Origin of the sequence: Rhodopseudomonas pentothenatexigens, from assembly GCF_900218015.1 — a bacterium.
Classification (GTDB): domain Bacteria; phylum Pseudomonadota; class Alphaproteobacteria; order Rhizobiales; family Xanthobacteraceae; genus Rhodopseudomonas; species Rhodopseudomonas pentothenatexigens.
This window is the reverse complement of the sequence record NZ_UFQQ01000004.1, coordinates 212,506-235,971: the sequence shown is the minus strand read 5'-3', so window position 1 is coordinate 235,971 and position 23,466 is coordinate 212,506. Positions and strand designations below refer to the sequence as shown.

Sequence of the window (23,466 nt, the reverse complement as noted above, 5' to 3'; positions counted from 1 at the left end):
ACAAGCATCATGGCCGTCAGCGCCGGACGGGAATTCCTGGCGATTCCCGGGCCCACCACCACGCCCGACGAGGTGCTGCAGGCGATGCACCGCCCGGCGCTCGACATCTACTCGAAGGAGATGGTGGCGCTGAGCGAGGGGCTTCTCGCCGACCTCAGCCGGCTGTTCGCCACCAAGGGCAAGTCCTACATTTACATCGCCAACGGCCACGGCGCCTGGGAAGCGGTGATCAGCAACGCGCTGTCGCGCGGCGACAAGGTGCTGGTGCTGGAAAGCGGCCGGTTCGCGATCGGCTGGGGCAACGCCGCCCGCGCGATGGGCTGCGACGTCGAGGTGCTGCCTGGCGACTGGCGCCGCGCGGTGCGCGCCGACGAGGTCGAAGCGCGGCTGCGCCGCGACACCGCGCACAGCATCAAGGCCGTCGTCGTCGTGCAGGTCGACACCGCGTCGAGCGCACGCAACGATCTCGAAGCGATCGGCCGCGCCATCAAGGCCGCCGACCATCCAGCGCTGTACATGGTCGATGCGGTGGCGTCGCTCGGCTGCATGCCGTTCGAGATGGACGCCTGGGGCATCGACGTCGCGATGTCGGCGTCGCAGAAGGGACTGATGTCGCCGCCCGGCCTGTCGTTCGTCGCGGTCGGCGATCGCGCCCGCGTGGCGCATCAGCGCGCCGGCCTGCGGACGCCATATTGGGACTGGACCGAGCGCGACGGGCCCGAGCACTACCAGAAATACGCCGGCACGGCGCCGGTGCATCTGTTGTTCGCGCTGCGCAAGGCGCTCGACATCCTGTTTGCCGAAGGACTCGACAACACCTTCCGGCGTCATCATCTGCTCGCCGGCGCGGTGCGCCGTGCCGTCGACGTCTGGTCCGAAGGCAACGTGCTCGGCTTCAACATCGAGAATCCGGACGAACGCGCCGACACGGTCACCACCGTCCGTGCCGCGGAGGGCCACGACGTCGCGGCGCTGCATCGCTACTGTAAGGAGAAGTGCGGCGTGGTGCTGGGCGTCGGCATCGGCGAATTGCAGAACAAGGCGTTCCGGATCGCCCATATGGGCCACGTCAACGCCCCGATGGTGCTCGGCACCCTCGGCGTGATCGAAATGGCGCTGACCGCCCTCGGCATCCCGCACAGCCGCGGCGGCGTCGATGCCGCAGTGGCGTGCCTCGCCGAGAACGTGCCGGCCTAAGCCGCCACCGCCACGGCGCGGCGCATCCAGCGCAGCAGCCCGATGCAGCCGGCGATCGCGAGCCCGAGCAGCGCCAGCGCGCCGAGCAGGGCAAGTCGGCCCGAGCCGTTTTGCCCCAGCGTGAAGTAGACCGAGCCGAGCGCCGCGACACCGGCCGCGCTGGCGATCTGCGTGGTGGTGCCATAAAGGCCCGAGCCCGAGCCGGCGCTGGTCGCCTGCACGCTCGACAGCACCACGCCCGACAACGGCGCCATCACCAGTCCTTGGCCGTAGCCGGCGACCAGCAGCGCCAGCGCCAATACGAAAGGCGTCGGCGCAGCGATCACCGTCGCCGTCGCGGCGATCAGGCCGAGACCGGCGATCTGCAGCAGACAGCCCTCGATCAGCACCAGCGTGCCGCGGCGCCGAGCGCGCGCGCCGGAATGTCGCGATGCAATCACGAAGGCCAGCGCCAGCGGCAGGAACACGAGCCCCGCCTGCAGCGGCGGGACGTGCAGTTCGAGCTGCATGTACAGCGTCATCACCAGATAGAACGACTGGTTGGCGAAGAAGAAGCAGAACACCGCGCCGAGGCCGCGGATGAAGGCGCGGTCGCCGAGCAGCGTCAGATCGACCACTGGCATGCCGCCGCATGCGGCGACGCGGCGCTCGTAGCGCAGGAACAGCGCCAGCATCGCGCCGCCGCCGGCCATCACGGCCCAGACCCAGCCGGCCCAGCCGACATCGCGGCCGAACAGCAATGGCCCGATCACGCAGACAAGGCCGGCGAACAGGATCACGGCGCCGCCGAGATCGAGCCGCGTGCCCGGCCGCCGCGGCGTCTGCGGCATCACCCTGGCGGCGGCCGCGATGATGATCAGCCCGACCGGGCCATTGACGTAGAAGATCGAGCGCCAGCCGAAGCCGCCGAGATCGAGCGTCACCAACAGGCCGCCGAGCGCGAAACCGGTGGCACCGGCGAGCCCGAGCACGGTGCCGTAGATCGCAAACGCCTTGGCGCGCGCGGCATCGGGAAACAGCACATGCAGCGTCGCCAGCACCTGCGGCACCATGAACGCCGCCGTGGTGCCCTGCGCCAGCCGCGCCAGGATCAGTTCGGGACCGGAGCGCGCCAGCCCGCACCACAGCGAGGTGAGCGTGAAGCCGGCAACGCCGAGCAGAAACACCGTCTTGGTGCCGAAGATGTCGCCGAGCCGACCGCCGGTGACGATCAGCGTCGCGTAGCCGATCAGGTAGACCGCGATCACCGTCTCGAGCTGCGATGACGACGCGCCGAGTTCGGTCGCGATCGTCGGCAGCGCGACGTTGACGATGAAGGCATCGACCCCGAACATGAACTGCGCGGCGACCACGATCGCCAGCACCCGCCAGCGGCGGGAGGTATCGATCGTTGCGGCAACGGTCTGGTGCATGGCGGCGGATTCCGGCAAGGCTCAGGCTGTCGCAACGGTCGCAGCCCGCCATCATCGGGTCGATTACCAGCAAGGTAAACAGCCGTCGTTCAGCAAGCCTCTCTCCGCGTCATTGCGAGCGCAGCGAAGCAATCCAGAGGCCGGTGTACGGAGCTTCTGGATTGCTCACATGGGGATGTGTTTTGTCAAATGGCATCTCCTTGCTTGAGCGCACCGGGGCCGAGCCTTTTTGGGGGATCTGGGTTTACCTGCCAGATCAAACTCACATTCGGTCGTCGTAAGACGCGACGTACCAGGATTCCGCTTGCGACGGGGAGGCTCGAGAGGACGAGACCATTCTTCGTTGCGGCTTTTGATGCCAAGCAATCCATCGGTTCGTCCGTCCGGATCGGCCGAGGCTGATCAGGCCTCGGCGGATGGGTCGGTTGGAAGTCTCTCGCGATGGGGATCCGGGCTCAGACGGCGGGCTTCATCACCGCGCCTTCGATCGTGATCCCATGGGCCACATACTTCCACAGCGCGACGAGCAGCTTGCGCACCAAGGCGACGATCAATCCCTTGCGACCGCGTTCGCCGCGCGCCCGGAACCATTTTGCCAGCTCCGACTGCGGCTGGTGCCGTAGCCACAGCCAGGCCAATTGGACCATCAGCGTGCGCAGCCGAGGGTTGCCGGCTTTGGATAGTCCCTGCTCGTGGACGACTGCGCCGCTTCGCCAAGGCGTCGCCGCAAGGCCCGCATAGGACGCGACCTGCCGGCGGTTGGCGAACGTCCGGCACAATCCCTCCACCCACAGCACCGCGGCGGCTTGCGTGCCGATCCCCTTGATGGCCAGCAACATCGCCACCACGTTGGCGGCCGATGTATCCGGCTCGCTCCGGCTCACTTGCGACGCAAGCAAGGCCTGCTGTTCGACCTCCACCGCCTTGATCTGGTCGAGCAGCAGTTCAAGCCGGTCGAGCTCACGCTTGATCTGTGTCCGCAGATGCGGCGGCAGCGGCCGGCCATTGCCGGTCCGCAGATCGTCGAGCCGTTTGCGTCGATCGCGCCGGATCGGCTCGTAGTCGAACACGCCTTGCGCGAACAAAAGACCCTTGATCCGATTGGTATGAGCGCCGCGTTCGGCCAGCAGTGTCTGACGCTCACGGCACAGCCGGCGCCGATCTTCCTCCTCCAGCGAAGGCACAACCACCATGGCGCAGACCCGAGGCTCGCCGCGCTTGAAGGCGAGCAGCGCCCGCAGCAACGCCTCGCCGTCGATCTTGTCGGTCTTGGCCCGCCGCCGGCGCCGCGGCGTCGCGATCGAGGCGGCGTCGACCACGTGGCTCTCGATGCCTTCCTGCTCCAGAACGCGATGCAGCCAGAACCCGTCCAGCCCTGCTTCCTGGATCGTCACAACAGGATAATCCAAACCGCTCCGCGCCTTGGCCCGATGCCGAAGATCCGCAAACAGCGCCAGCAAGCCGCCGACATCCCCGGCCGGGATCGTGTGCTGAGACATCCGCTCGCCCGTCTCGGGCGACAGCGACGTCACAATCCATTTCGAACGCCCCATATCCAGCGACACGAAAATTGCGCCAAAATGGGTGCGGATAGCGGCCGGCCCCGCGGAAAGATGATCGAGCATTCGGTTGTCTCCAAAGGCGATGGATTACGCAACCTCAGCCTGACCTCAGAACCGGCTGCTATCCACCCCCATGGAATCTTCGTCGCCCTTCGGCTCCTCGTAATGACGGGTGAAGGCCACCGATCAGCAAAAAGGCCCCGGCGAACCGGGGCCTTCGAAGCATCGATCACCTGCCTTGGATTTAACCCCACGGACCTCGGCCACGCGGCTGGCCGCCCCAGGGGCTGCGGCCGGTGCCGCGCGGGGTGCCGCTCCAGGGCGCCGCTCCGCTCCGCGCAAACGCCGGAGCGGAGCGGGTCGAACCGCCGATTTCGGCGGCGAGCCGCTGCAGCGCCGCGATCCGGTTGTCGGTGGACGGGTGGGTGGCGAACAGATTGTCCATGCCCTGCCCCGACAGCGGGTTGATGATGAACATGTGCGCGGTCGCCGGCGAGCGTTCGGCGTCGACGTTCGGCACCTGATGCGCGGCGGCTTCGATTCGGCCGAGCGCCGAGGCGAGCCACATCGGCTGACCGCAGATCCGCGCGCCCATCTCGTCGGCGGCGTATTCACGGGTCCGGCTGATCGCCATCTGCACCAGCATGGCACCGAGCGGCGCGAGGATCATCAACGCCAGCGAGCCGATCAGGCCCGGGCCGTTGTTGTTGTCGCGGTTGCCGCCGAAGAACATGCCGAACTGCGCCACCATCGAGATCGCACCGGCGATCGTCGCCGTGATGGTCATCAGCAGCGTGTCGTGGTTCTTGATGTGCGCCAGCTCGTGCGCCACCACGCCGGCGAGCTCCTCGCGGCTGAGCGACTGCATCAGCCCGGTGGTCACGGCGACGGCGGCGTTCTCCGGATTGCGGCCGGTGGCGAACGCGTTCGGCTGCGGGTTGTCCATGATGAACACCCGCGGCATCGGCAGCGAGGCGCGGCCGGCCAGTTCCGCCACTATCCGGTAGAGATCGGGCGCCGCGCGCTCGTCGACCTCCTGGGCGCCGTACATCGACAGCACCATCCGGTCGGAATTCCAATAGGTGAAGATGTTCATCGCCGCGGCGACGAGCAAAGCAATCAGCGCGCCGTTGGCGCCGCCGATCAGATAGCCGACCCCCATGAACAGCGCGGTCAGGCCGGCCAGCAAGAGAGCGGTCTTGAAGTAACTCATGGTCCTCCTCCTGCGTCTCCGCTCCGCGACGGGAGCCCGGATAACGCATCCGTGAGATGGGGAATGCCGCCGGCCGGGGCAAGATCGCCTTGTGCGGCAGGCCGTCGCGGCTCGCTGCCGCCGCAATCCTGAGCGAAAGTTCCTGCGTGACCGATCCGACTGCACCACCCGACGCGATGCGCGTCTATCCCGCCGGCGTCAGCATCGTCCGCCGCAGCCAGCGCGGGCCCGCCTGCATCCCCGCCAGCATCACGCTGACGGAGCTGGACACCTGGTTGCTGCATGAAGCCTCCGCCGAGCCGGAAATGCTGCTGACGTTCGAATCGCTAATGTGGCGGATGACCGCGGTCGGGCTGCCGGTGCATCGCGCCACGCTGCATATCCGCACGCTGCATCCGCAGCTGCTCGGCTTCGCCTGGAACTGGCGCGCCTCCGACGGGCTGTGCGACGAGGTCCAGGTCAACCAATCGACCGTCGACACCGACGCGTTCCGGCTCAATCCGCTGCACCACCTGTTCGAGGGCGGCAAGGCGATCCGGCGCAATCCGCAGGATGCCGCCGCGCAGGCGGAATTCCCGATCATGCGCGACCTCGCGGCCGGCGGTTACACTGAGTACCTGGCGCTGCCGATGGGCGGCGACCGTTTTCGCCACGCCATTACGCTGGCAACCACGCAGCCCGGCGGCTTCAGCGACGAGCACCTGGCGACGTTTCAGCGGTTGCTGACGCTATTCGGCCTGCATGTCGGCCGCCACGTCGCCACCCGGATCGCCATCAACGCGCTCGGCGCCTATCTCGGCCCGGTGGCCGGCGCCAAGGTGCTGAGCGGTGACATCAAGCGCGGCGCCGGCGAGCCGATCCGCGCCATCATCTGGATGTCGGACCTGCGCGGCTTCACCGATCTGTCCGACCGGCTGTGCGGCAACGACATGATCGCGCTGCTGAACGCGTACTTCGAGGTGTTCGCCGACGCGGTGCTGCGCAACGGCGGCGACGTGCTGAAGTTCATCGGCGACGGGCTGCTGGCGGTGTTTCCGCTCGGCGACGATCCGCGCGTCGCAGGTAACGCCGCGCTGACGGCCGCGATCGAGGCGCAGGCAGGGCTGGGGCGGCTCAACCTGGTCAACCCGGCGGGCGTGAACTGCGAAGGCTGGCGGCCGCTCCGCGCCGGCATCGCGCTGCACGAGGGCGAAGTGTTCTTCGGTAATATCGGCGCCGCCGAACGGCTCGACTTCACCGTGATCGGACCGGCCGTCAACGAAACCAGCCGGGTCGAAGCTCTGCAAAAGAGCATCGGCCGCAGCATTCTGGTGACGGCGGCGGCCGCGACCCATATCGACGCACCGCTGGAGCCGCTCGGCGACTACCCGCTGCGCGGCGTCACCGTCCCGATGACCATCCTGGCGCCGCCCGAGCCGCCGCTGCGCCAGCCGCTGGCCGCTGCGTCATAATCCTCGCCGTTTCGGTTTGGCCTTGCCAAGCCGAGCGCACGCCTCCTATTTTCAACTGCAATGCGCCACAGAACGGGGGCAAACCTCCGCAAGGCCGCTGCAACATGCCGAGGGAGGCCCCATGTCGATCCAGGTCGCGGATTCGTCGCTCGTCGCACCGCTCTTGCCGCCGAAGCCGAGCGCGCTCGCCCACATTCCCGGTGACGAAGGCTGGCCGATCATCGGCCGGACACTGGCGGTACTTGCCGATCCAAAGGGTGAGGTCGAGAAGATGGCGCGGACCTACGGTCCGGTCTATCGCAGCCGCGTGCTCGGCGAGACCTCGATCACCCTGCTCGGGCCGGAAGCCAACGAGCTGGTGCTGTTCGACAATACCAAGCTGTTTTCCTCGACCCACGGCTGGGGCCCGATCCTCGGACGGCTGTTTCCGCGCGGCCTGATGATGCTCGATTTCGACGAGCACCGGCTACACCGGCGCACGCTGTCGGTGGCGTTCAAGGCCGGCCCGATGCAGTCCTATCTGGCCGAACTCAACGCCGGCATCGCCCGCCGCATCGCGGAGTGGCGCGCCCGTCCCGGCGAGATGCTGTGCTATCCGGCGATGAAACAGCTCACGCTCGATCTCGCCGCGACCTCGTTCCTCGGCACCGCGATCGGCGCCGAGACCGAAGAGGTCAACCGCGCCTTCATCGACATGGTCGCAGCTTCAGTCGCGCCGATCCGGAAGCCCTGGCCGGGCACCGCGATGGCTCGCGGCGTCAAGGGCCGGCAGCGCATCGTCGCTTACTTCGCCGAACAGATTCCGATCCGCCGCGCCAAGGGCGGCGACGATTTGTTCTCGCAGCTCTGCCGCGCCACCCACGACGACGGCGCGCTGCTGTCAAACCAGGCGATCATCGATCACATGAGCTTCCTGATGATGGCGGCGCACGACACGCTGACGTCGTCGCTGACCTCCTTCGTCGCCGCGACGGCGGCGCATCCGGAATGGCAGCACAAGCTGCGCGAGGAAATCGCCGGCCTTGGTCTCAAACCCGGCGAACCGATCAGCTTCGAACAGCTCGACGCGCTGCCGCTCACCGAAATGGCCTTCAAGGAAGCGATGCGGCTGCGGCCGCCGGTGCCGTCGCTGCCGCGGCGGGCGACGCGCGCCTTCAGCTTCAAGGGCTACACGATTCCGGCCGGCACCATGGTGGCGGTCAATCCTCTCTACACCCATCACATGCCGGAAATCTGGCCGAACCCCGATCGGTTCGATCCGCTGCGCTTCACCGACGAAGCCTCCCGCGGCCGCCACCGTTTCGCCTGGATTCCCTATGGCGGCGGCGCCCACATGTGCCTGGGGCTGAATTTCGCCTACATGCAGGCAAAGTGCTTCGCCGTGCACCTGCTGCAGCACCTCGACCTGTCGCTGCCGCCGAACTACCAAACTGCGTGGCAGATGTGGCCGATTCCAAAGCCGAAGGACGGGTTGCGGGTGCAGGTTGCGTCGGCGAAGTAGTTCGCAGGACAGCATCCTCGTCATTGCGAGCGAAGCGAAGCAATCCAGAGTTCGGTGCATCTGGCTATGGATTGCTTCGTCGCTTCGCTCCTCGCAATGAGGGGCGAGTTCTTCGCCGTTGTCTCACCCCTCGGCCTGATCGAACGCCTTGCGCAACGCCACGTAGCCCTGCTGCTGCGCGGTCCAATTGCGGCCGCCAGTGATGCCGCCGTCGACAACGAGGTCATGGCCGTTGATGAAGGTCGATTCGTCGCTGGCGAGGAAGACCGCGGCATGGGCGATATCGTCCGGCACGCCGGCCCGCTGGATCGGCTGCGCGGTCTTGTACACCTCGCGCATGACCGCGGCAGTCTTTTCGGCCGCATCGGTGGTCAGCCCGAGCGCCTTGCCGAAGATCCCGGTGGCGATCGCGCCGGGCGAGATCGAATTGACGCGCACGCCGGATTCGCCGAGCTCCATTGCCACGCACCTGGTGAAGTGATTCACCGCAGCCTTGGCGGCCCCGTACACCAGCGACGACGAGAATCCGGCGAGCCGGCCGGCGATGCTGCCGTTGTTGATGATCGAGCCGGCCCCCTGCTTCTTCATCACCGGCGCGGCGTGCTTCATGCCCAGCATCACGCTGCGCACCAGCGTCGCCATCGCGGCGTCGAAGCGATCGACCTCGAGCCCTTCGATGCCGCCGGTCTGCGCTGGACCGCCGGCGTTGTTGAACAGGCAGTCGAGCCGGCCGAATTTGTCGAGCGCGGTGCCGATCAGCGCCTGCACCTGGGCCTCGTCGGTGACGTCTGTCTGCTTGAAGACGCAGGACTCCCCGAGTTGCGCCGCCAGCGCCTCGCCTTCGGCGACCCGGCGCCCGGCGACCACGATCCTGGCGCCTTCGGCGACGAATACCTCCGCGGTACGCCAACCGATTCCGCTGGTCGCGCCGGTGATCACCGCAACCTTACCGTCGAGCCGTCCCATCGCATCCTCCCCTGGCCGGGCCGCGCGTCGCCGCCGCCACTTTCGTTGCCCGAATTGATACTCTGTTAATGACAAATCACTCGACTGCAATTCAAATCCGCCGGGGATGCGGCATTGCCCCGGCATTCGCCATTGCACTTAACCATTATTACAGCGCGTCTCGCCATCCTGCGCACGCATGACGAGCGCCGTACCATCTCATGTCCCGACCGCGACGGCCGAGACCGCCACCGGCGAGACCGGGGTTCCGGCAGCCGAGCCGGACGCCGCGGACCTGCGCCTGTTCAAGGAGATCGTCCGGGCCCTGCCGTCGGCTGTGACGGTGCAGGACGAGCAAGGCCGCCTCATCTTCGTCAACGACGCTGCCGCCGCGCAATATCGGCTGGCCGCCGCGGCGACCGAGGCCGCCGGCAACCTGCCGCTCGACCAACGCCGCAGCGACGGCGCCGCGCTGCTGGCGCAAGGCCAGGCCGGTACGCGCGAGGAACGGATCGCATTCGACGGCGCGGCGCGGGCGCTGCTGACCGCACACAAGCCGGTCGAGATCGCGGGACGCAGATTGCTGCTGTCGAGTTCGCTCGACGTCACCGAGCAGAAGGCGGTCGAGGACGAGTTGTTCCGCCGCGCCTATTACGACGAACTCACCGGCCTGCCCAACCGCACCGTGATCGAACGTCACGTCACCGCGCTGCTGCAGGACGATGCGTCGCAGCGCTTCGCGCTGGCGTTTCTCGACGTCGACAATTTCAAGCATATCAACGATTACTACGGCCACTCGGTCGGCGACGCGCTGCTGGTCGGGATCGCCAGGCGGCTGTCGCTGGAACTCCGCGACACCGACGTGCTGTCGCGAATCAGCGGCGACGAGTTCCTGCTGCTGCTCGCCCCGGTGGCGAGCGAGGCGGAGGTCGCGGACCACATCGAATTCCTGCTGCAGCGGCTGAAGGCGCCGTTCTACATCGACGGCACCGAAGTATTCGCCTCGGCCTCGATCGGCGTCAGCCTGTATCCGGAGCACGGCCGCACCTACGAGGCACTGCGACAGAATGCCGACATCGCCATGTACCGGGTCAAGAGCGTCGCCAAGGGCGCCTCGGCGATCTTCGATCTGGCGATGGAACGTGAGGCGCTGGAGCGGATGGCGGTCGAGCAGTCGCTGCGCCAGGCCATTCTCGACAAGCGGTTCTGCTGCGCGTTCCAGCCCAAGGTCGATATCCGCACCAACGAGATCAAGGGCATCGAAGCCCTGGTGCGGCTGCGCGACGACGACGGCGTGATCCAGGCACCGGGCACCTTCGTCGATCTCGCCGTCGAGCTCGGTCTGATCGACGAACTCACCCACCTGGTGCTCGCCGAGATCATGAAGTCGATCGACCTGATCAACGACACCTTCGGCGAGGGGGCCAGCATCAGCATCAACGTCGCCGCCAAACAGGCCGGCTCGCCGGAGTTCATGCGCTCGTTCTGCGCGGCGCTGGCCGCCACCGAGTGCCCGACGCGGTTCATGGTCGAAGTCACCGAGGACGCCTTCGTCGCCAAGGCGCACTTCCAGAAGGAGATCCTGCCGATGCTGCGCGCGATCGGCGTCGGCATCTCGATCGATGATTTCGGCATCGGCTATTCGTCGCTGTCGGCACTGGCCGACATCACCGCCGACGAGATCAAGATCGACCGCTCGTTCATCACCGACATCCACAAGCGGCCGCGCAGCCAGGGCATCCTGCGGGCGATCGAATCGCTCAGCGAGGCGCTCGGCATGACGGTGATTGCCGAAGGACTCGAGACCTTCGAGGAGCTCGCGTATCTGCAGGCGATGACGCGGATCCGCTACGCGCAGGGCTACTACTTCTCCAAACCGATCTTTCTGGAGGAGCTCAAGCCGTCGCTGCCGGCATTCAGCAGCGGACGCCCCGACGCGCCGGGCCGCCATATCGAACAAGCGCGCCAGACTCTGACGCGCGCCACCTACGCGCGGCGCTGAGCAAGACTCGTCGGCGACGACAACACGCGAACCGCGTATCACCACAAATCCCCATTCCGCACAGCGAACAAACAACCGGTGTGGTAGCTCCGGCCATTTGCCTTCGGTGATTTCCGAGGTCGATTTGCTTGATCTAACGCAATGTGATCGGGGCGAGCGTCGGCGATTGTACCGGCACCGTCAGACACCATGGAGGGCGAAATGCCTGCCCATAGCCACCCCTATCCGCTGGTCGACCGGCTGATCGAAACCTTCGCCGAATGGCTGAAGCACCGGCGTGAGGTCGTCGAAATGTGTCAGTTCGATTCCGCCGAATTCGGCCGGATCGCGCACGATCTCGGCGTGACCGCCTCCGATCTCGACGAACTGGTCCGCCAGGGACCGCACAAGGTCGAAGAACTGCCGGAGCTGCTCAAGGTCCTCGGCATCGACGAAGCTGCGATCACGCGCGCCCAGCCGCTGGTAATGCGCGACCTCGAACGCGTCTGCGCGCTGTGCCGCCACAAGGCCGAATGCGATCACGACATCGCCGACGGATCGCTGGCCGAGCACTATCAGGCGTACTGCGCCAACAAGGTCACGCTCGACGCGCTGGAGAAGGATTTCCACGTCTCTCCCGACACCGTCCGCCACTGAGCGACGATGTCACACGGGTGGGTCCGGCTGCTGGCGACGGCGGTTCTGATCATCGCGGTGCTGCTGGTCGTCCGGCTGCACCGGGCGGGTGGCGCCGCGCCGCAGGACGGCATTTCGACCGGGCACAGGCTGGCCGCCGGATGGTGTGCGGAGTGCCATGCCATCGAGCCCGGTGACGTGCGCGACGGCAAGGGCCCGGCATTCCAGCGGATCGCCAACCTGCCGTCGACCACAGCGCTGTCGCTGAACGTGTTCCTGCGCTCCAACCACACCACCATGCCGAACTTCATCATCGCGCCCGGCGATGCGGCCGAGATCGTCCACTACATCCTCAGCCTGAAGCGCAACTGATCCCGGACGCGGCGCCGCCGCGCCCGGCGCCATCGCCCTCGGCGGAACGCTCCGCCGCTCTTCCCGCCTGAGAGCCCCGCATGGATTTCGACTACAGCGACAAGGTGCAACGGCTGCGCGCGCAGCTTTCCGACTTCATGCGCTTCCACGTCGAGCCCGCCAACGTCGCCTGGCACCGCGAGGTCGCCGCCGGGCGCTATCCGCAGGACCTGATCGAGCGGCTGAAATCAAAAGCGTTTTCCGAGGATCTGTGGAATCTGTTTCTGCCGGGGCTTCGCGCCGAGGATCCCGGCCAGCGTCTCAGCAATGTCGAATACGCGCCGCTCGCCGAAATCATGGGCCGGGTGCATTGGGCCCCGGAAGTGTTCAACTGCAATGCGCCGGATACCGGCAACATGGAACTGCTGCACCTCGCGGCGACGCCGGCGCAGCGCAGCCAATGGCTCGATCCGCTGCTGATCGGCGAGATCAGGTCCTGCTTCGCGATGAGCGAGCCCGACGCGGCCTCGTCCGACGCCCGCAACATTCGCACCACGATCACCCGCGACGGCGACGACTACGTGGTCAATGGCCGCAAATGGTTCATCACCGGCCCGGCGCATCCGAACTGCAGGCTGGCGATCGTGATGGGCGTCACCGGCGAGCATCTGCCGGCGACGTCGACCGAACGGCACTCGATGCTGCTGGTGCCGATGAATTCGCCCGGGCTGACGATCGCGCGTAACATCCCGGTGATGCATTATCACGCACCGGAGGGCCATTGCGAACTGGTGTTCCGCAACGTCCGGGTCCCGGTCGCGAACCTGCTCGGCGAGGAAGGCAAGGGCTTCCGGCTGGCGCAGGACCGGCTCGGACCCGGCCGGGTGCATCATTGCATGCGCACCATTGGCCAATGCGAAGTCGCGCTGGAACTGATGGCGGAACGGGCATTGGAGCGCGAGGCGTTCGGCAGACATCTGGCCGATTTCGCCAACGTCCAGGACTGGATCGCGGAATCGCGGCTGGAGATCGATCAGGCCCGCCTGCTCGTGATGCAGGCCGCCCACCGCATGGACCGCGCTGGCAATGCGGCGGCTCGAATCGACGTCTCGGCCATCAAAGTGGTGGCGGCACGGCTGCAGACGCGGATCGTCGATCGCGCCATGCAGGTGTTCGGGGCGATGGGGCTGACGCCCGACACGCCGCTGTCGTACTTATGGACCTGGGGACGGGCGATGCGGTTCCTGGACGGTCCCGACGAAGTGCATCTGCGGGTGGTGGCGCGCGCCGAACTGGCAAAAGCGAAAGCTCAGGCGGGGCGCAATGCCTGCCACTTCGTTCCGCCGTCGCAACTGCTGCAGGAGTGATCAGCGCCGGGCCGGCTGCGCCAGCACGGTGACGATCCACCGCGGCTTCTCGCCGGTCTTGTCTTCCTTCACGGCGCGAACGATGCCGGTCACCGAGGAACCGCCGACCTTGAGGGTCGCGGCGCGGCCGCTGAACTGCGCGATGCGCGATCTTCGCGCTTCTTTCAAATCCGTCGTCTCAAGCGTCTGCAGCATGGGTATTCTCCCCTCGGGTCCGACTATTCGGCGGACGTCGTTACGCAGTGATTAAATCGACCGCTGGTAAGAATACCGGTCCGGGCTGCGACCAAAGACGAAGACGCGCGACCGGGCGCAGCGCAATACCTGCGCGCCGCGCGCGCGGCGGCAACCGGCCGAGCGTCCGCCACGCCATGCCAGCCGTGATCGAACGATCGCTGTCAGCAATTCGCCTGACTGGCGGGCGTTTCTCGTTTGTCCTATTTCAACAAGGCTGGGAATCGGCGCGTGCCGGTTGTTTCGCGCAGGCGATCGTAGATGCAATCGAGGACGACGACCTCCGCAGCAGCGTGCGCGTGCCTGGCCGTCCTTCCACCCCACCCGCGGCGATGCGCGGCGTGGACGAACCTGAAAGGGCACCCGCGACCGCCGGGTGACAATGGGTAAATCAATGCAATACTGGATCGGTGCTTTCGCAGTCGCCCTCGTGGTCGTCATCGGCTACGCAGGCGGCCCCCTCGCCGCCGTCGTCACCATCGCCGCATTTCTGGTCGCGCTGTTCCTGCTGTGGGCACGCGAGCTCGGATTCAAGGGCGCCTGGGAGAAGTTCGGCCTGCAGACCCTCGAGCTGCCGCCGAAGATGGAGAACTGGGATCGCCTCAAGCTGATCTTCGCAGACGAAAACAAGATGGTGAAGGCGTGCACCGTCGCGGTGGCGATGATCGCGCTGGCGATGATCCTGCCCCGCAATCTGGTGGCGCTGGTGTACCTCGCCGCCGTGGCCTGGGGCGTCTTCGAAGTGTACCGCGCCAACAGCGCGGCGGCGCCGCGGCCCGGAACTCCGATCAATTGATCGTCCGCGATGGGCGCGCAGCGCCCGACCCGCGATGCACAGGCCGACGGAGCGATCCGCCGGCCTTTTTGCTGATGCGGAGTCGTGCCCGGCAGTGAGCAAAAACGAACACGCCGGCAGCCCAGACGCGCCCGCCGCAGCGACCGCCGCGCAGGATTCAAGTTTCGCTTACCCTGATTGCTAACCTGCCTTCCATTTGTGGCTGGTAATCGTCCTGGGATGCAGAGTATTCGCGCCCGAGACTCGGCCGACGGCCCCCAATCGGATGTCAGCGAGCGGCTATCGCTCGCCGGGGCGCTGCGTCATCGGCCGATCCTCTGGCTGATCTTGAGCGGCGCGCTCCTGATTGCGGGCATCGCGATCACCACGACGCTGACGGTCAACAACTTTCGCGAACGAGCGCTGCGCAACGGCGAGCGCGAACTGTCCAACACCGCGCTGCTGCTGGCGCTGCATTACGACCGCGAGATCGAGAATTTCCTGGCGATCCAGAACGACGTCGTCGGCATCGTGCGACAGTCGCAGCACTCCTCGGCCGAGGCGTTCAGCGGCCATATGTCGACGCTGACGATGCACGAAACGCTGCGGTCCCGTGCCCGGGGCGCCACCGAAATCACCGCGCTGCGGGTCTTCGGCGCCGACGGCCGGCTGATCAACGCCTCCGACGTCTGGCCGGTCCCCGAGATTTCGATCGCCGACCGGCAGTATTTCGCCGAGCACAAATCCGGGACGGCGCCACGGATCACCGTCGCGCTCGAGCACAACACGCTGGCCGGCGGCTGGACCACCGTGCTGGCGCAGCGGCTCAGCAACCCGCGCGGTGAATTTCTCGGGGTCGTCACCCGCGCGATCACCCCGGCGCATTTCGAGCACTTCCTGTCGCAGGTGTCGTTGATCGGCGATTCCGCGATCGCGGTGCACCACAGCGACGGCACCCTGCTGACCCGGCATCCCCACGTCGAGGGCATGATCGGCCGCAATTTCCGCGACGGGCCGACGCTGCAGCAGGCGGTGTTCGACAGCGACACCACCGCGCGGCTGACCAGTCCGGTGGACGGCCAGCAACGCCTGGTCGCCTCGCACGCGCTGAGCGAGCTTCCGATCGTGATGGTCGCCACCATGACGGCCGAAGACGCTCTGGCGAGCTGGCACAGTCAGACCAGGCTGCTGGTGTCGGTGGCGGTGGTGTCGGCGCTGGTCGTGACGGTGATCCTGCTCCTGATCATCCATCAGATCTTCAAGCACTATCGGACCACGCAACAGAAGCTGCGGCTGGACAAGCAGCGCCTGGATACGGCGATCAACAACATGTCGCAGGGCCTCCTGCTGTTCGACGCGCAGGCGCGGCTGGTAGTGTGCAACCAGCGCTATCTCGACATGTATGGACTGTCGTCCGCCATCGTGAAGCCGGGCTGCTGCCTGCGCGACGTCCTCGAGCACCGCAAGGCCACCGGCTCGCTTCACGGCAACGTCGACAAGATCGCCACCGACCTGATCGACAGGCTGTCCAGCCAAAGGGTCTCCGAAGTCCACAATATTCACGACCGGTCGATCGAGTTCTCCAGCGTGCCGGTGCCCGGCGGCGGCTGGGTCATCACCCACGAGGACGTCACCGAGCGCACGCGCTACGACGAGAAGATTTCCTATCTGGCGCATTTCGACAGCCTCACCGATCTGCCGAACCGCAGCATGTTCCGGCAGCGGCTGGAGAGCGAACTGCAGCGCGCTCTTCGCGGCCTGCCATTCGCCCTGCTGTACATCGACATCGACGAGTTCAAGAGTATCAACGACACCCTCGGCCATCCGGTCGGCGACGAACTTCTGAAGCAGGTCGCGGTGCGGCTGCGCCACTGCGTGCGCGATACCGATTTCGTCGCCCGCCTCGGCGGGGACGAATTCGCCGTCATCCAGATCGCAGCCAGCGGCGCCGAGGACGTCACCGCGCTGATCGATCGGATCTACGAGGCGATCCGCATGCCGTATCAATGTCTCGGCCATCATTTGTCCACCGACGCCTCGATCGGGATCGCGGTCGCGCCGCGCGACGGCGTCGATCTCGATCAACTGGTGAAGAACGCCGATCTGGCGATGTACAGCGCCAAGGCCGAGGGCCGCCGCACCTTCCGGTTCTTCGAGCCAGAGATGGATGCCGTCGCCAAGGCCCGGCGCCAGCTCGAATTCGACCTGCGCAGCGCGGTCGCCGACCACGCCTTCGAGATCCACTACCAGCCGCTGGTCGATCTCGGCAGCGGCGCGATCACCGGCTGCGAAGCGCTGCTTCGCTGGCGGCATCCGACCCGCGGCATGATCTCGCCGGCCGAGTTCATTCCGATCGCCGAGGATACCGGCCTGATCAACGAGATCGGCGCCTGGACGCTGGCGACCGCCTGCTCCGAGGCGGCCACCTGGGACGCCGACATCACGCTCGCCGTCAACATCTCGCCGGTGCAGTTCCGGCAACCGTCGCTGGCGCTGCTGGTCGCCTCGGTGCTCGGCGCTTCGCGCCTGCCGGCGAACCGGCTCGAGCTCGAAATCACCGAGGCGGTGCTGATCCACGACGACGACGCGGCGTTGTCGACTCTCACGCAGCTTCGCGCGCTCGGGGTGCGAATCTCGCTCGACGATTTCGGCACCGGCTATTCGTCGCTGAGCTATCTGCAGCGCTTCCCGTTCGACAAGATCAAGATCGACCGCAGCTTCGTCGGCGACATCGGCACCGCGGAAGGCTCCAGCGCGATCGTGCAGGCGGTGGTCAACATCGCGGCGGCGCGGCGCATGACCACCACCGCCGAGGGCGTCGAGACCGACCAGCAGCGCCAGATTCTGAGCTCGCTCGGCTGCACCCAGATGCAGGGATGGCTGTTCAGCCCGGCGATCCCCGCCGCCGCCTTCCGCAAGTTGCTGGCCTCGCATTCCGCCACCTGCGCAGCCTGAACAGCATGGCTGCTTCTGCGTCGTAGCAGCCGCTCGCAGCACGCCCTACACTGTGCGGCACCGGCGCGTCCCGCCGGCCCCGCCGCGTGTTGCCCCTTGCAAACGAAAGCCCCGCATGACCGACCAGTTCAGCCATCTGCAGCAATTCCGGAAACCGGCGATCACCGCCACGGGCGGCATCGTGGCGGCGCAGTCGCGCCGGGCCGCCGAGATCGGCGCCGACGTGCTGGCGGCAGGCGGCGACTGCATCGATGCGGTGATCGCCACCACCTTTGCGCTCGGCGTGCTGGAGCCGTGGATGAGCGGCATCGGCGGCGGCGGCGCGATGGTGCTGTATCGCGCCAAGGAAGACCGCACCGAGGTGATCGATTACGGCATGCGGGCGCCGCAGAGCCTGCGGGTCGAGGACTATCCGCTGACCGGCGCCGGCGCGGCCTCCGATCTGTTTCCGTGGCCGCGGGTCAAGGACGACCGCAACATTCACGGCCCGGCCGCGGTCGCGGTGCCGGGCGTCGTCGCCGGCATGGAGGAGGCGCACCGCCGCTACGCGAGGCTGCCGTGGCGCGATCTGGTGGCGCCGAGCGTCGCGCTCGCCGGCGAGGGCCTGGCGATCGACTGGTGGACCACGCTGATGATCGGCAGCGTCGCGGCGGATCTGCGGCGTTACCAGGCCAGCGCCGCGTCTTATCTGATCGACGGGCTGCCGCCGCACGCGCCGTGGGGCATCAAGTCGAACGTCGTCCTGCCGCAGGACCGGCTGCAGGCGACGCTGGCGCAGCTCGCCGAACAGGGGCCGCGCGATTTCTACGAGGGCGACCTGGCGCGCAGCCTCGCGGCCGAGATCCAGGCCAGCGGCGGCACGCTGTCGGCCGAGGATCTGGCCGGCTTCCGGGCGCATCTGCGGCAGCCGCTGACGATCCCGTATCGCGGCGGAAGCGTCTTCGCGACGCCGGAGCTGACCGCCGGGCCGACGCTGGCGCACACCTTGCGGGTGCTCGGCGACAGCCTGAATCCGAGCAGCAACGAACCGAGCCCCGATGCCTACGCTGCCTATGCGCGCGCGCTGCAATCGGCCTATGCGGAGCGGCTGCGCGACATGGGCGATTCCGACGGCCGCCGCGCCCTCGGCGCCGAGCATCTGGCGCCGGCCTGCACCACGCACTTCTCGGTGGTCGACCGCGACGGCAACATGGCGGCGGTGACGCAGACGCTGCTGTCGACCTTCGGCTCGAAATTCGAAACGCCGCACACCGGCATCATGATGAACAACGGCATCATGTGGTTCGATCCGGAGCCGGATCGGCCGAACTCGCTGGCGCCGGGCAAGCGCTGCCTGACCAACTACACGCCGGTGCTGGCGCAGGCGCCCGACGGCCGCAGGCTGGCGCTCGGCGCCTCCGGCGGCCGCCGCATCCTGCCGGCGGTGGCGCAGATCCTGTCGTTCGTGATCGACTACGGCATGGACCTCGACGCCGCGATCCACCAGCCGCGGATCGACGCCAGCGAAGGCGAGGTGGTGATCGGCGACGTGCGGCTGCCCGCCGCGACGCGCGACGCGCTCCGCAATCAATTCGATTACGAAGAAGCTCGGGTGCAGACCTTCCCGATGAAATTCGCCTGCCCGAGCGTGGTGCTGCGGCACGGCACCGTCAACAGCGGCGCGACCGAAATCGCCCAGCCGTGGGGCGATGCAGTGGCGGAAAGCTGAGGCGCGCTGCGGGGCAGCTTCGCCGGCGGCCGGCTCAGGCCGGCGCCGCCTCCCGGGCCGACCGGCCGCGCGAGGACGGCGCGGCCCGATCGCCGAATTTCAGTGCCGCCCCGGGCATCAGCCTGGGTCCGATCAGATCGTCGTCGAGGGCGGCCTCTGCCGCATCCAGCGCGCGATACGCCGCCACATGGGCATCGAGCTGCGCCGGACCGAGGCTGCGGCCGCCGTCGTCGGCGACCACCACCTCCCAGCCTTCGCTCTCCCAGATCCGCGCCTTGGCCAGCGCGATCAGCGCGCTGTCGCGCTGGCAGCGCATCTTCTCGTCTCGTCGAACGGCGGTGATGGTGTAGGGCAAGCGTCGATTCCTCGTGAACGAGGACTGCCGATAGCCCGCCGCTTTGACCGCAATTCGCCGCCAAGATGGCGATTTCGGGCTGCGGGAACCGGATGTGGACATCTCTCCCGTTCGACGCGAACGATCGTCGTCGCGATGCACGATCGGCCGGCGCGCATCTTTCAGTCGAACGACGCAGAGGTCCGATGCGGCTTTTCTCCAGCGCCGCCCCCCTCTAAATTCGCCCCTGACTTCGAGCGGCTGAAGCGACGATTTCCGAGTACGCATCCTGAAGTCCAAGGAGTTCACAATGTCTCCCGTCTCGCTCCTGCTCAATATCCTCTGGATCGCACTCGGCGGCTTCTGGATGGCGGTCGGCTGGGCGGTCGCCGCGGTGATCATGGCGATCACCATCATCGGATTGCCGTGGGCGCGCGCGGCCTTCAGCATCGGCGTCTACACGCTGTTTCCGTTCGGCCAGACCGCGGTGCCCCGGGAAGCCGTCACCGGGCGCGAAGACATCGGCACCGGGCCGCTCGGTGTGATCGGCAACGTGATCTGGCTGGTGTTCGCCGGCTGGTGGCTCGCGATCGGGCACGTCGTCACCGCCGTGCTGCTCGCGGTGACGATCATCGGCATTCCGTTCGCCTGGGCTCACCTGAAGCTGGCCGGCATCGCGCTGTGGCCGATCGGCAAGGTCATCGTTCCGATCGACGACCTCGGCCACAGAAGGTGACGCGGGCGTCGCCGCCGTCACACCCGTGGCACACCGCCACCGCCTCGACCTCTCCCCGCGCCCGCCTCCGCCACACGATTCGATGCCTGACGCCGCGACGTCAGGCTTACCCCTTTGAGAGAATTTCGCTTTTCTCCCCCGTTGCCGATCCGACTGCGATCGGCTACAGGAACGGGGCACGCACCCGTAGCTCAGCTGGATAGAGCGTTGCCCTCCGAAGGCAAAGGTCACACGTTCGAATCGTGTCGGGTGCGCCAAAGAGCTCATAAATCAAACGGTGCGCTAGGCGAATTAGTGGGCGCGCTCAGGTGGACCTGGGAGCCCGGGTCTTGCAGTTTCCCGCGATAGAATGACCGTGACCGATCAGGACGTCTTGGCGGATTGTCCGGCGACGAGAAACCATGCGACGCGATCCGGACGAAGCAGGGAAGCGAGCACACTGGAAATCCGGACCGCGGGAGATGCCAGTATCGCGTCGGCGCTCAGATGCTCTTCGATTTTCGACCATTCGGCCACGAGATCACTGACGCTGAACACGGTGTGGCCTATGTTTAGCGAGAAGTTCGTCCCCTCCTCGATAAGGCTTGCTCCGAATGTGCTGAAGTCGTTGGGGACGAAGATATTGATGTTCGTGTGGTCGAAGCCCTTCATCGCACCGTCGGCGATATCAGCGAGTCCGCTTCGGTCCATGACCAAAAGCACTGCTGGCAAGAGGCTCGTCGGATTGGCCAGAATGTTCCGGAAGTCATCACAACGTCCCTCGGTCACGGCAGTCAAAAACCGTAGCGCGTCCTCACCACTCAGCCCCGGCTCGGCGATCCACCCACCCTGTTGATGAAGAATCCTGAGCAGTAGGCCAGAAATCGACTCTAGCTCCTCCTCGCAGCCCAGGACATTGGCGGCAGCCGCGAATGACACGTAGAACGGGGTCATCTCGTCAGACACCGGCACGACCGAATTGCTGTAATGCGCCATTATCAGGCGCACGAGGTCGGCCGCCTTGGGAGCGATCATCGCTGTGCTTTCGCCGGAGATGGTCTGGATGTGGACCGCAGCACCGAGCCAACCCAGGATGCTCATCAGCCGCAGCGGGAGGAAATAGAAGTCGGCGATGCCGCCGTCCTTCGAGAGCAACGCATAGGTGTCTTCGGTAAAGTCAGCCAAAAGCTGATCGGTCCCCTCGTCGATCCACGCGACACCCTCTTTCGATAATTGCATGATGGCATCGGCGCAGTGCGTGCTGGATGCCGCCATTGGCAGAAGCGCGACCGCGCATGCAGACTGGAGTCTAGCAACGTTGAAATAATCGCCCGTTGCGGCAATGCGGGGGCCAAAGGTCGCGGCCAGCCCCTTTATGAAGGCGGCAGCGACCGCTGGCTCTCCCTCCAGGTTTGCGCAGACTGGCTGGATGACGTCCAGAAACCGCTCGGCGTCAAACTCTCTGGTGAGCGAGAGATACTGCTCCCAGATTGCATCCGAAGCCGCGCGGATATGCTCGTTGCCTACGCCGTCCGGTGCCAGACCCGGGAACGTCTCGCTGATGTGTCCACCACCTCCTGAGAAGCGCGGATTTTTCGCAAGTTGAGAAATGCCAAAGAGATTGATGCCCCAGCAGACCGGGGACTGGCCTGTGCCCTGCATCACCCTTGACACAACTTGTCCGACCTCAACTAGATCAAGCGACGGTCGGGTTGTCTGAACGGATGTTTCTCCTTTCAGGCATGACATAAGCGCGCTCGTGCAGTGCCCGGCTCCATTCGTCTCTCCTGCATATTCGTCGGAACCCGCCGCCGCCAGGATCGAGATGGCCAATGATCCGACCTTTCCAATGACATTGGGGTTGAGGAGGACACCGATGTCATGGACGACGCCGCCTGCGTGGCAGGCGTCGACAATCAGGTTGGTGTGACGGATCTTCGCCTCGGTTATCCAGCCGAAGAGCTGCGTCATCGACAGGGCGTTCAGCGACATCCGGTCGACGTCGGAATCCCTCAGGCATAGAAAGTAGCTGTTGTCCTTCACGCCGCCGTGTCCGGCAAAGAAGAACGTCAGTTCCTCGATGGGCGTCCCGGAGAAGAGTGCGGCATCGACGGTCGATCGCAACATCGCCATCGTCGGCGAACGCAACAGCTTCGACTGCGTTTGATCGTACCCACCCCAGTTCTTCGCCACGAGGTGCTCGAAGATTGTCGCGGCGTCGTTTTCCGCGCCCGCAAGAGGCTGGAGGGGCGGATTGTCATAGGCGTCGCACCCGATGGCGATCAGCACTCGCAAAGCGAGTCTCCCTCCCAGGCCGGTGGGAATTTCGCGAGTCGCTCGCTTTCCCGCTGTCTTGCGAGTTTGGACTTCTCGGCCTTCACCTGTTCGACGCGCTCACTAAACTCCGGTCCTTGCGCTTCGAGATTGGCGATGAGCTTCTTGATGCCTACTCGTCCCATGTGAAATTGCGGCAGACTAACCTCGCCATACTCATCAACGCCAAATTCGATCATCTCAAGGGCGGCCAGGAAAGCCTCGGCAGGAGACTGCCCCGGGCCGACGACAACTGTATTTCCCGATTTCTCGGTGGACTGGCTGATCGTCTGGTAGAGGGTAGCTTGGAACTGCGCCATCAACCCCTCGACCAAACATTTTCTAGCCTCAACGAACTTGGCAAGGTCGTGGTTGAGGACATCGTCGAAGCGGGACAAGACCTCGAAGGAATGCGCCTGCATTTCGGCAGTGTCGTCGCCATGCCCCGTAGGCTTTGTCATCCACCTTCGGCCATGCGAGAATTTCTGCGCATTCCGGGGGGAGATGAGTTCGTCGCACCGCTTCTGCAGCTCGGCCGCAACTTGTTTGGCGAACGCCTCGCTGAATTCCTTGGTGCGGCTGCGGTATCTGAATGGCGTCACTTAGCCGACTCGTGGTTGCGGTGGTGTTCTAAGCGATATAATTGTGGAGCTATCTTCGCACAACGCTGCGGACTTGACGGTCTTAGGGTGGTCAGCACACCTATCGCATGTTGACCACGACCTCTTCGAGAGGCACTGCAAGCCGCGTTTCTTTCAAGAAGAGCGTTTAAAGCGCTATGGAGTACACAAGATTGTCTTCTTCACCCGGTGCGGT

19 protein-coding genes and 1 tRNA gene are annotated in these 23,466 nt (G+C 66.0%); 12 read left to right on the top strand and 8 right to left on the bottom strand.

Annotation, left to right across the window (positions count from 1 at the left end):
* Nucleotides 1-9: 9 nt before the first annotated feature.
* Nucleotides 10-1,197, top strand: coding sequence for a pyridoxal-phosphate-dependent aminotransferase family protein (locus tag DWA33_RS05255; RefSeq protein ID WP_114357032.1), 1,188 nt, complete (start codon nt 10-12; stop codon nt 1,195-1,197).
* Here the strand turns inward: DWA33_RS05255 and DWA33_RS05250 are convergent.
* The 3 genes from DWA33_RS05250 to htpX form a co-directional block, all read right to left on the bottom strand.
* On the bottom strand, nt 1,194-2,609 hold the full coding sequence (locus DWA33_RS05250; protein WP_114357031.1) for an MFS transporter: 1,416 nt from the start codon (nt 2,607-2,609) through the stop codon (nt 1,194-1,196). The two genes, DWA33_RS05255 and DWA33_RS05250, sit on opposite strands and share 4 nt — an antisense overlap.
* 455 nt (nt 2,610-3,064) lie before the next feature.
* Complete coding sequence (locus DWA33_RS05245; RefSeq protein WP_167443124.1) at nt 3,065-4,234, bottom strand: IS110 family RNA-guided transposase; 1,170 nt, start codon at nt 4,232-4,234, stop codon at nt 3,065-3,067.
* A gap of 181 nt (nt 4,235-4,415) precedes the next feature.
* Complete coding sequence (htpX, locus tag DWA33_RS05240) at nt 4,416-5,384, bottom strand: zinc metalloprotease HtpX (RefSeq protein ID WP_114357030.1); 969 nt, start codon at nt 5,382-5,384, stop codon at nt 4,416-4,418.
* Between the two features lie 146 nt (nt 5,385-5,530).
* Here htpX and DWA33_RS05235 point away from each other — a divergent pair, with 146 nt between their 5' ends.
* Nucleotides 5,531-6,835 (top strand): adenylate/guanylate cyclase domain-containing protein, encoded by a 1,305-nt coding sequence (locus tag DWA33_RS05235; protein WP_244601203.1) that lies wholly within the window; start codon nt 5,531-5,533, stop codon nt 6,833-6,835.
* A gap of 121 nt (nt 6,836-6,956) precedes the next feature.
* Nucleotides 6,957-8,336, top strand: coding sequence for a cytochrome P450 (locus DWA33_RS05230; RefSeq protein WP_114357028.1), 1,380 nt, complete (start codon nt 6,957-6,959; stop codon nt 8,334-8,336).
* 123 nt (nt 8,337-8,459) lie between these two features.
* On the opposite strand, the gene DWA33_RS05225 is transcribed toward DWA33_RS05230, so the two are convergent.
* Nucleotides 8,460-9,302 (bottom strand): SDR family NAD(P)-dependent oxidoreductase, encoded by an 843-nt coding sequence (locus DWA33_RS05225; protein ID WP_114357027.1) that lies wholly within the window; start codon nt 9,300-9,302, stop codon nt 8,460-8,462.
* Nucleotides 9,303-9,480: 178 nt separating this feature from the next.
* On the opposite strand from DWA33_RS05225, the gene DWA33_RS05220 reads away from it, so the two are divergent.
* The 4 genes from DWA33_RS05220 (at nt 9,481) to DWA33_RS05205 (ending at nt 13,616) form a co-directional block, all read left to right on the top strand.
* Entirely contained in the window at nt 9,481-11,283 is a 1,803-nt protein-coding gene (locus DWA33_RS05220) for a putative bifunctional diguanylate cyclase/phosphodiesterase (protein ID WP_114357026.1), read from the top strand.
* Between the two features lie 201 nt (nt 11,284-11,484).
* Complete coding sequence (locus DWA33_RS05215; RefSeq protein WP_114357075.1) at nt 11,485-11,919, top strand: hypothetical protein; 435 nt, start codon at nt 11,485-11,487, stop codon at nt 11,917-11,919.
* A 6-nt stretch (nt 11,920-11,925) separates the two neighbouring features.
* On the top strand, nt 11,926-12,270 hold the full coding sequence (locus tag DWA33_RS05210; protein WP_114357025.1) for a c-type cytochrome: 345 nt from the start codon (nt 11,926-11,928) through the stop codon (nt 12,268-12,270).
* A gap of 80 nt (nt 12,271-12,350) precedes the next feature.
* On the top strand, nt 12,351-13,616 hold the full coding sequence (locus DWA33_RS05205; protein WP_114357024.1) for an acyl-CoA dehydrogenase family protein: 1,266 nt from the start codon (nt 12,351-12,353) through the stop codon (nt 13,614-13,616).
* Here DWA33_RS05205 and DWA33_RS05200 read toward each other — a convergent pair whose 3' ends face one another.
* Nucleotides 13,617-13,811 (bottom strand): hypothetical protein, encoded by a 195-nt coding sequence (locus tag DWA33_RS05200; RefSeq protein WP_114357023.1) that lies wholly within the window; start codon nt 13,809-13,811, stop codon nt 13,617-13,619.
* A 433-nt stretch (nt 13,812-14,244) separates the two neighbouring features.
* On the opposite strand from DWA33_RS05200, the gene DWA33_RS05195 reads away from it, so the two are divergent.
* From DWA33_RS05195 to DWA33_RS05185, 3 genes are all read left to right on the top strand, one after another.
* Nucleotides 14,245-14,646: a hypothetical protein gene (locus DWA33_RS05195; RefSeq protein WP_114357022.1), complete on the top strand. Its 402-nt coding sequence runs from the start codon at nt 14,245-14,247 to the stop codon at nt 14,644-14,646.
* Nucleotides 14,647-14,865: 219 nt separating this feature from the next.
* Entirely contained in the window at nt 14,866-17,580 is a 2,715-nt protein-coding gene (locus tag DWA33_RS05190; RefSeq protein WP_114357021.1) for a bifunctional diguanylate cyclase/phosphodiesterase, read from the top strand.
* Nucleotides 17,581-17,695: 115 nt separating this feature from the next.
* Nucleotides 17,696-19,288, top strand: a complete 1,593-nt coding sequence (locus DWA33_RS05185) for a gamma-glutamyltransferase family protein (RefSeq protein WP_114357020.1) — start codon at nt 17,696-17,698, stop codon at nt 19,286-19,288.
* Nucleotides 19,289-19,322: 34 nt separating this feature from the next.
* Here the strand turns inward: DWA33_RS05185 and DWA33_RS05180 are convergent, their stop codons facing one another.
* Nucleotides 19,323-19,643 carry a hypothetical protein gene (locus DWA33_RS05180; protein WP_244601202.1) on the bottom strand — a complete coding sequence of 107 codons (321 nt, stop codon included), beginning with the start codon at nt 19,641-19,643 and terminating at the stop codon, nt 19,323-19,325.
* A gap of 289 nt (nt 19,644-19,932) precedes the next feature.
* On the opposite strand from DWA33_RS05180, the gene DWA33_RS05175 reads away from it, so the two are divergent.
* The gene (locus tag DWA33_RS05175; RefSeq protein WP_114357019.1) at nt 19,933-20,358 is read left to right on the top strand and encodes a YccF domain-containing protein; all 426 of its coding nucleotides are present in this window, start codon (nt 19,933-19,935) and stop codon (nt 20,356-20,358) included.
* A gap of 180 nt (nt 20,359-20,538) precedes the next feature.
* A tRNA-Arg gene (locus DWA33_RS05170) sits at nt 20,539-20,615 on the top strand.
* Between the two features lie 106 nt (nt 20,616-20,721).
* On the opposite strand, the gene DWA33_RS05165 is transcribed toward DWA33_RS05170, so the two are convergent.
* Together DWA33_RS05165 and DWA33_RS05160 are read right to left on the bottom strand one after the other, a co-directional pair.
* Nucleotides 20,722-22,626: a caspase family protein gene (locus DWA33_RS05165; RefSeq protein WP_181909285.1), complete on the bottom strand. Its 1,905-nt coding sequence runs from the start codon at nt 22,624-22,626 to the stop codon at nt 20,722-20,724.
* Nucleotides 22,620-23,252 (bottom strand): hypothetical protein, encoded by a 633-nt coding sequence (locus DWA33_RS05160; RefSeq protein WP_114357017.1) that lies wholly within the window; start codon nt 23,250-23,252, stop codon nt 22,620-22,622. Before DWA33_RS05160 ends, DWA33_RS05165 begins: the two co-directional genes overlap by 7 nt.
* Nucleotides 23,253-23,466 lie beyond the last annotated feature (214 nt).

Excerpts from the sequence above, each read along its gene's own strand:
- DWA33_RS05175 (WP_114357019.1), top strand. The coding sequence starts at position 19,933 with ATGTCTCCCGTCTCGCTCCTGCTCAATATCCTCTGGATCGCACTCGGC.
- DWA33_RS05210 (WP_114357025.1), top strand. The coding sequence starts at position 11,926 with ATGTCACACGGGTGGGTCCGGCTGCTGGCGACGGCGGTTCTGATCATC.
- htpX (WP_114357030.1), bottom strand. The coding sequence starts at position 5,384 with ATGAGTTACTTCAAGACCGCTCTCTTGCTGGCCGGCCTGACCGCGCTG.
- DWA33_RS05205 (WP_114357024.1), top strand. The coding sequence starts at position 12,351 with ATGGATTTCGACTACAGCGACAAGGTGCAACGGCTGCGCGCGCAGCTT.
- DWA33_RS05220 (WP_114357026.1), top strand. The coding sequence starts at position 9,481 with ATGACGAGCGCCGTACCATCTCATGTCCCGACCGCGACGGCCGAGACC.
- DWA33_RS05245 (WP_167443124.1), bottom strand. The coding sequence starts at position 4,234 with ATGCTCGATCATCTTTCCGCGGGGCCGGCCGCTATCCGCACCCATTTT.
- DWA33_RS05230 (WP_114357028.1), top strand. The coding sequence starts at position 6,957 with ATGTCGATCCAGGTCGCGGATTCGTCGCTCGTCGCACCGCTCTTGCCG.
- DWA33_RS05190 (WP_114357021.1), top strand. The coding sequence starts at position 14,866 with ATGCAGAGTATTCGCGCCCGAGACTCGGCCGACGGCCCCCAATCGGAT.
- DWA33_RS05225 (WP_114357027.1), bottom strand. The coding sequence starts at position 9,302 with ATGGGACGGCTCGACGGTAAGGTTGCGGTGATCACCGGCGCGACCAGC.
- DWA33_RS05185 (WP_114357020.1), top strand. The coding sequence starts at position 17,696 with ATGACCGACCAGTTCAGCCATCTGCAGCAATTCCGGAAACCGGCGATC.
- DWA33_RS05195 (WP_114357022.1), top strand. The coding sequence starts at position 14,245 with ATGCAATACTGGATCGGTGCTTTCGCAGTCGCCCTCGTGGTCGTCATC.
- DWA33_RS05255 (WP_114357032.1), top strand. The coding sequence starts at position 10 with ATGGCCGTCAGCGCCGGACGGGAATTCCTGGCGATTCCCGGGCCCACC.
- DWA33_RS05200 (WP_114357023.1), bottom strand. The coding sequence starts at position 13,811 with ATGCTGCAGACGCTTGAGACGACGGATTTGAAAGAAGCGCGAAGATCG.
- DWA33_RS05250 (WP_114357031.1), bottom strand. The coding sequence starts at position 2,609 with ATGCACCAGACCGTTGCCGCAACGATCGATACCTCCCGCCGCTGGCGG.
- DWA33_RS05215 (WP_114357075.1), top strand. The coding sequence starts at position 11,485 with ATGCCTGCCCATAGCCACCCCTATCCGCTGGTCGACCGGCTGATCGAA.